Below are 6,039 nucleotides of genomic sequence, written 5' to 3'. Positions count from 1 at the left end.
GATAACTTCCCTTCTTTACAGGCCGCGAAAAAGCCACTCACATAGTCAATCACTACAAAAATCAACAGAGCCTTTAATGAATTTGACCACCCCCCATACAGTTAGGCCACCAATCCACCTACGACCCCAACAGAAAATTTAAAAATAAACTCACTCCAGTTTTCAATAATCTGCATCGTACAACCTCTGTAAAACATGAAAAAGCGACTTACTGATAAAAATCCAGTAAAGCCGCCTTCAGCTTGCTTAATATTGATTTCAATTCTTCCAATGAAGAAGACTGATCAAAGTTCATAGAAGGAACCTTCTCACAAAACACCTCTTTCGGATCAGGAGGAGGGGCAGGAACATGTCGCTGAACAATATCGGTTGCCACTTGAATTAATTCCGACAGATTATCATCGGCAAAATAAAAAGGGCTCCGCAATCGCGGAACCCTTTATGTTTGGCGGAGAGAGTGGGATTCGAACCCACGGTACGGGTAATTCCCGCACAACGGTTTTCGAGTTATGCGTACTGCCGAAATAGCGGGTAACAAGGGCCAATAAATCCAAACAAACCGCCAACTCAGCCAATCTCGGTTAACCCGAATAACCCCCGAACAATGCCGCACGTTAGAAGGTTTGTTAGAAGGTTTGTTAGAAGGTTTGTTAGAAGGTCTGTTAGAAGCCTCATTCCCCTCGAAAATGGCCCTCATTTTCGCTCATCTCGCCAGATTTTTATTGAACATTTTTTGAACAAAATTAGACTTCGTTCTGATCTACTATTAGAACATCCTCATTCAAGACGTTTAATTATTTATATTGTACAGTCCCCAAAAACTTAAACTGATTTGTTTTATCTACCTTTCTATCGTATTGAAAGTTATAAAGTAAAATGACTGAGTTCACTTCTTGGTCTAAACGCTCACCACATATATCAATAAATTCCGGAGCAATTTCCTCATCATAAGAAAAGCCTTCAAGCAGAACACGTAAGTCATTAGATGATTGACTGTAAAATTCAACTTCTCTAAAATCCTCATCATAGTACTCAATGCCAAAGTCTTTTTCAAACTTGGAAGGTATTGCATCCCCGTCTTCTGTATAACTAACCAAAACATATTTTTGAAGTTCCTCATAAGAATCGGAGTTACCAATAAACAATGATACAAATCCTTCTTTCTTCATAATACTCTCTCCTTAGCTTTTACGGTCTAAGTCCCCTCGGTAATGATTGAGCCCCACCCTCTAACCTATAATTAGCCCAGTTTTGGAGCCGTCTCTTGAACATAGTATAATCCGTTGAGGAATCAATAATCTCTAATAATTCATTATGAGCCCTTGTAGATCCTTTTCTTCCATGTGCTCCCTGTGGATTAACAAACTTTACATCTCTTATTGTAGTTCGTAATTCTTTAATTTGTTCTGCCGTTACACCCCACCGTTTAAAAGTAGGAGCTCGGGAAACCAATAACCACTCATGTAAACCACCAGGATGTCTGAGCCTACTTTCAATAGTCTTTCTTAAGCTAGGATCAGACCATACTTGATCAAATTCATCAGGTGTTAACGAATTAAACCATCTATTAAATTCTCCATTCTTTACAGTTGGAACTGAATTAAGATTACGATTACCGTTAGAAGTAAACCTTTGCAACCATGTGCCAAACTCTGTATCCCCAATAGTTTTATGGCTGGAGACTTTTCCAACCCCTACTGCTTCAAACGCTTCTAAAGTGGGGATTGGAAGTTGATTGATCTTTGCCATAACCGGGCCTGCATGCTTTTCAATCGAAGCCGTCGCTTTGTTGATAAGCGGTTGTACCAGTGGGTACGTACCAAAAGCAAAACCGACCAATGTGGCTCCAGCCAAACCAGAGAGAATGGCCCGTTTCCAGTTAAGCTCTTTCCCCCTTAACCAGTCATCCACTCCGCTTGTGATGGCCCCTTCCGTTGCCGTCATTGCACCTACTTTACTAAAGAGCCCACCTACCATACGTTGGACAAAAGCAGGCGCTCTACCAAGAATCTGTTTCCCGCTACTAATGATTGGGCCTGAAAAACGTGTTACCAATCCCGGTGCCAACTTCGTTAAGCCAGCAAAAAATGCACTCGCCGCTCCACTACCAATTGCGCCAGCCGCACCGCCAATGGCCGCTCCCAACATCACCGTCTTATCTACTTTGCCACCATTAAGTAATGTTCCAAAGCCAAACGAGAGACCCCAGTTGGCCAACAGCATGAGTCCCAATGGTTCCAATCCTGGGATTAGTAAGAGACCAATTCCAGCAACAAGCACAGCTCCTGAAGCAACGGCTTCTTTATTTTCTTTTGCCCATTGCCACGCCCGATCTAAAGCATTGGTTGTTTTATTCCATAAAGACTGTGTAACTTCCCCCAGCTCTTTGTTCTTCACGTTTTCCCATGCTTCAGATAATCGTTTTTTGAACTTGTTTTTGAGCGCAGTCAGATCAGTAATAAACTTTGGTTTCTCAAATGGATCGTGCTTATCTTCTTTAACCTGATCTGCATCAATTGATACAGACATGTTTTGCCCTGTAAGCACCTGTATGATTTTGTCTTTCAGCGATCCTTGCACTTCTGCACTGGCCATCACTTGGTTCAACAAAAGAGCCAAAGCCATTCCACAGGCAATGATGATCACATACTCCATCGTCGAAGAACCCTTTCGACTCTTCAATGCTCTACACAAAAGCGAGAGGAGACTATTCAAATAGACCTTCACCTACCATCAAAGAATGAACAGACCTAATATTCATTATATTATGTCTATAATATTTAGGAGAGCAAAAATGTTAGATGCTTCAAAGAATTAGTTACAGCTAAACTATTCACATCCCTGTGGATAAATAAAACTCTTTATAAACAGTTTATCCACAGAGTCTTTATTTAGATCCGCGTAGGAAAGTATTGGTTATCCACATATCCACAATCCCTACTACTATTACTGCTACATATAAATATAAAAAAGGAAGAGAAAATTCCCTTCCAAGTTTGTTTTTTTATTTATCTGTCCCCCATGACAATTACACTTTGGACATTTTTTGCCATCTTTCGTTTTTCCCGATCCTCCACACATTTCACATGTTGGCATCTTAATCCCCTCCCTTCAACGAATCTTGAAATTGCTCTGTATACAATTGATGATAAATAGAACGTTTTTCCATTAATTCTTGATGTGTCCCTGATTCCTCGATAGCACCATCCTTTACAACGAAAATTCGATCAGCATTTCGGATCGTAGCAAGCCGATGGGCAACAACAATCAGCGTTTTGTCTTTAAAAAGCAACTCTAATTGCTCCTGAAGTAATGCTTCCGTATTGGCATCCAATGCAGATGTAGGCTCATCCATCAATAGGACATTAGGATTCCTTAATAAAACTCTAGCAATTCCAATTCGTTGTTTCTCACCACCTGATAATTTAACTCCTCGTTCACCTACAACTGTATCCAACTTATCTGGTAGACCATGAATGAAATCCCACACTTGCGCTTTTTGACAAGCCTCTTTTATTTCATTTTCGGTTGCATCAGGCTTAGCATATAATAAATTGTCCTTAATCGATCTGTTCCAAAGAAAAACATCTTGAGACACCATCCCGATTTGATCTCGTAGATCATGAAGAGAAATTTCTTGTACATTGATACCATCGATTCTGATTTCACCACAATCCGGATCATAAAATCTCATTAACAGGTCTAATATCGTACTTTTTCCTCCACCAGACGGCCCAACAATGCCTATAAATTCCCCTTTTGCAATGTGAAAACTGATATCCCTGACTTGTCCACGCCCTTTTTGAAAAGAAAATGACACATTACTAAACTGAATATCCCCATTTATTTTTAATGGAGCCTTATGTACTTTATCCGTTACTACATCTTCCAAATTCAATATCTCTTCAACTAGTTGAATTTTCGGACGAATGTTAATCCAACGGATATAGGCAAATTGGACACTTTGTAACGTGCCAAACAACTGAGGAAAATAAACTGTAAATGCTAGTAGAGAACCTATCGTAATTTCTCCATAAAAAATTTTCCATGCCCCATAAGCAAAGACTAAACCAAGTCCCAATGCCTTACCGAAATCGACTGTTAGTTTTGATAACCCATCTATGATGGCCGCACGATTTCTTGTTTTACGGTAACTTTTAATCCAATCTGTAAGGTAATCCCGTTCACTTTCCTCTCGATTAAACATCTGAACAGTTTTTAATCCCGTCACAAACTCAGCAGAATAGATATTCATTTCTTGTTGGAGATTAATGACTTGGCCAGTAAGGGACTTTGCCTTTTTTGCTATAAACTGAGAAAGAAGGTACAAAAACGGCAAAATCCCTACAGCTAACACGGCCAGCTCCCAATTAAGATTAAACATTACAATCACAATGCCAATAAACAGACAAACATCTAAAATAGCGGGAATAACCGCTTGAGTAATATACATATCCCCGATCTCCCCACAACTATAAATACGGGCTGAGATATCCCCTGTCTTAAAGTCATTATACGTTTTAGGAGATAGCCGGGTTAATTTTGTGTACAAACTACGTCGCAGATAGTCGGTAACATGACCACCAATGCGATGTAAAAATAGATTTCTAATAGAAATTAAGGCAGCCGATAAGAAAGGGAAAAAAGAAATGGCTGTTATCAAAAAGACCAACAATCCAATTTCTTTCTCTGGAATCGCCTCATCAACAATTCTCTTCATAAACCAAGGTGTCAAAACTTGAATTCCAACAGTAACAACCGTAAATAGTGCACCAATCACAATATATTTAAATCGAGACATTACCAAACGACGGATAAGCGAAGTGTTTTCTTTCATCTGATTTCTCCTCACTAAAATTTATCTTGCCTTCTAACCCTACATATTTTATTCTCGTTTGATTATTCCTTTGTCAATTAAGGTATGCTTAAAACTTTCAAAGTGAGATTTTAGATCAACAGCTTCTACCTTAAGTTTCTGAACCGCAAAAAGCAAAGCACCTCGATCAGTTTGACTTTGGAGTAAAGATTCTAAAATAATTTTTCCCGATTCATTCAACTCATAATAAAGCCCTTGCTTTGTATCCATCAAAGACCATTCTCCATAAAGCTCTGTTATCTTAAACTGTGGAGAAACTTGGTATGGCATCTCGTTCTTCTCCTTTCCAATTCGCCAAATAACGGAGCCAAAACTCTACCATCAGGCAAATATTAAGCCCTATAGCGGACTGAGTTAATAGCTTCGGTTTTTTGACTAATTCACTTATCTTTTCAGGGTCAATGATTTGAAATAAGGCAAGGAATGAATCCTTCCCTAGATAGTTCTCAACTTGCTCCTTATTTTGAAGGATACATTTCTCGATAAATGCTCCCATTACTTGCCGATGATTTCTGTGCAAAACCTGTTCAGGCAGTTGTTCTTTCCAAGCAAGCCGTAATAACGGCTTAGGATACCATTGCCCCCCACTCGGAATGATTCGATAAGGCAACGGAATGCGTAAAGAAAATTCCATCAACTCACGCGAAGCAAAGAGATGAAATAATGAAATATTATGTTTGGCAAATAAGCCGTTTTCTAAAACCGCATCTGTTTCGTTATCAAAAGAGCGATAAAATATTTCTTCTTTATTATTAACTGAGCGTCGATCAGCTGTTATGATCCCACCATCTATCATTTTATTGCTACCTTTTGATAAAAAATGCTTATACCATAAATATCTCGGATGATTCGCCTTTTCTGTTTTGACATAAGGAGTACCAACACTCTCCCACAGGTAACGTATAGCTCTATTCAATGAGAGGGAAGAAAATACAGTTGTCCAATTTACGTCCCAATCTTCGCCCGGTCCGAAAATAGTATCACCAAAGTAACCACTAGAACATAGTGAAATGCCCTCTTTTTCACATTCCTCTGCTACTAATTCGAAAAAACGATAAAATCCATGTGCGGATTAACCCCTTAATTTTGGACAGAGTGTATCTTAAGCTCGCTTTTTCACCCTTTTTCAACTAAACTCGAACGGTTGAAGTCAAAATCAAATG

7 protein-coding genes are annotated in these 6,039 nt (G+C 39.2%); all 7 read right to left on the bottom strand.

Translation table 11 applies throughout. The features are described from left to right. Positions 1-101 (bottom strand): phage holin family protein (locus CLV36_RS17955; RefSeq protein WP_146130665.1); only part of this gene is annotated, 101 nt, incomplete at its 3' end. A gap of 107 nt (positions 102-208) precedes the next feature. Beyond that, positions 209-427: a hypothetical protein gene (locus CLV36_RS17490; RefSeq protein WP_106343387.1), complete on the bottom strand. Its 219-nt coding sequence runs from the start codon at positions 425-427 to the stop codon at positions 209-211. A gap of 367 nt (positions 428-794) precedes the next feature. Beyond that, positions 795-1,169, bottom strand: a complete 375-nt coding sequence (locus CLV36_RS16605; protein WP_106343386.1) for an immunity 22 family protein — start codon at positions 1,167-1,169, stop codon at positions 795-797. A gap of 19 nt (positions 1,170-1,188) precedes the next feature. Next, complete coding sequence (locus CLV36_RS16600) at positions 1,189-2,727, bottom strand: DUF4244 domain-containing protein (RefSeq protein WP_281257268.1); 1,539 nt, start codon at positions 2,725-2,727, stop codon at positions 1,189-1,191. A 370-nt stretch (positions 2,728-3,097) separates the two neighbouring features. Continuing rightward, positions 3,098-4,837, bottom strand: coding sequence for an ABC transporter ATP-binding protein (locus CLV36_RS16595; protein WP_106343384.1), 1,740 nt, complete (start codon positions 4,835-4,837; stop codon positions 3,098-3,100). Positions 4,838-4,885: 48 nt separating this feature from the next. Then, positions 4,886-5,146, bottom strand: coding sequence for a PqqD family protein (locus CLV36_RS16590; protein ID WP_106343383.1), 261 nt, complete (start codon positions 5,144-5,146; stop codon positions 4,886-4,888). Next, a complete protein-coding gene (locus tag CLV36_RS16585) occupies positions 5,118-5,672 on the bottom strand; it encodes an asparagine synthase-related protein (RefSeq protein WP_106343382.1) in 555 nt (184 codons plus the stop codon). The genes CLV36_RS16590 and CLV36_RS16585 overlap by 29 nt, the downstream gene beginning before the upstream one ends. Between the last annotated feature and the right edge of the window lie 367 nt (positions 5,673-6,039).

Source organism: Laceyella sediminis, from assembly GCF_003003125.1.
Lineage (GTDB): Bacteria > Bacillota > Bacilli > Thermoactinomycetales > Thermoactinomycetaceae > Laceyella > Laceyella tengchongensis.
This window is presented reverse-complemented; position numbering and strand designations above follow the sequence as displayed.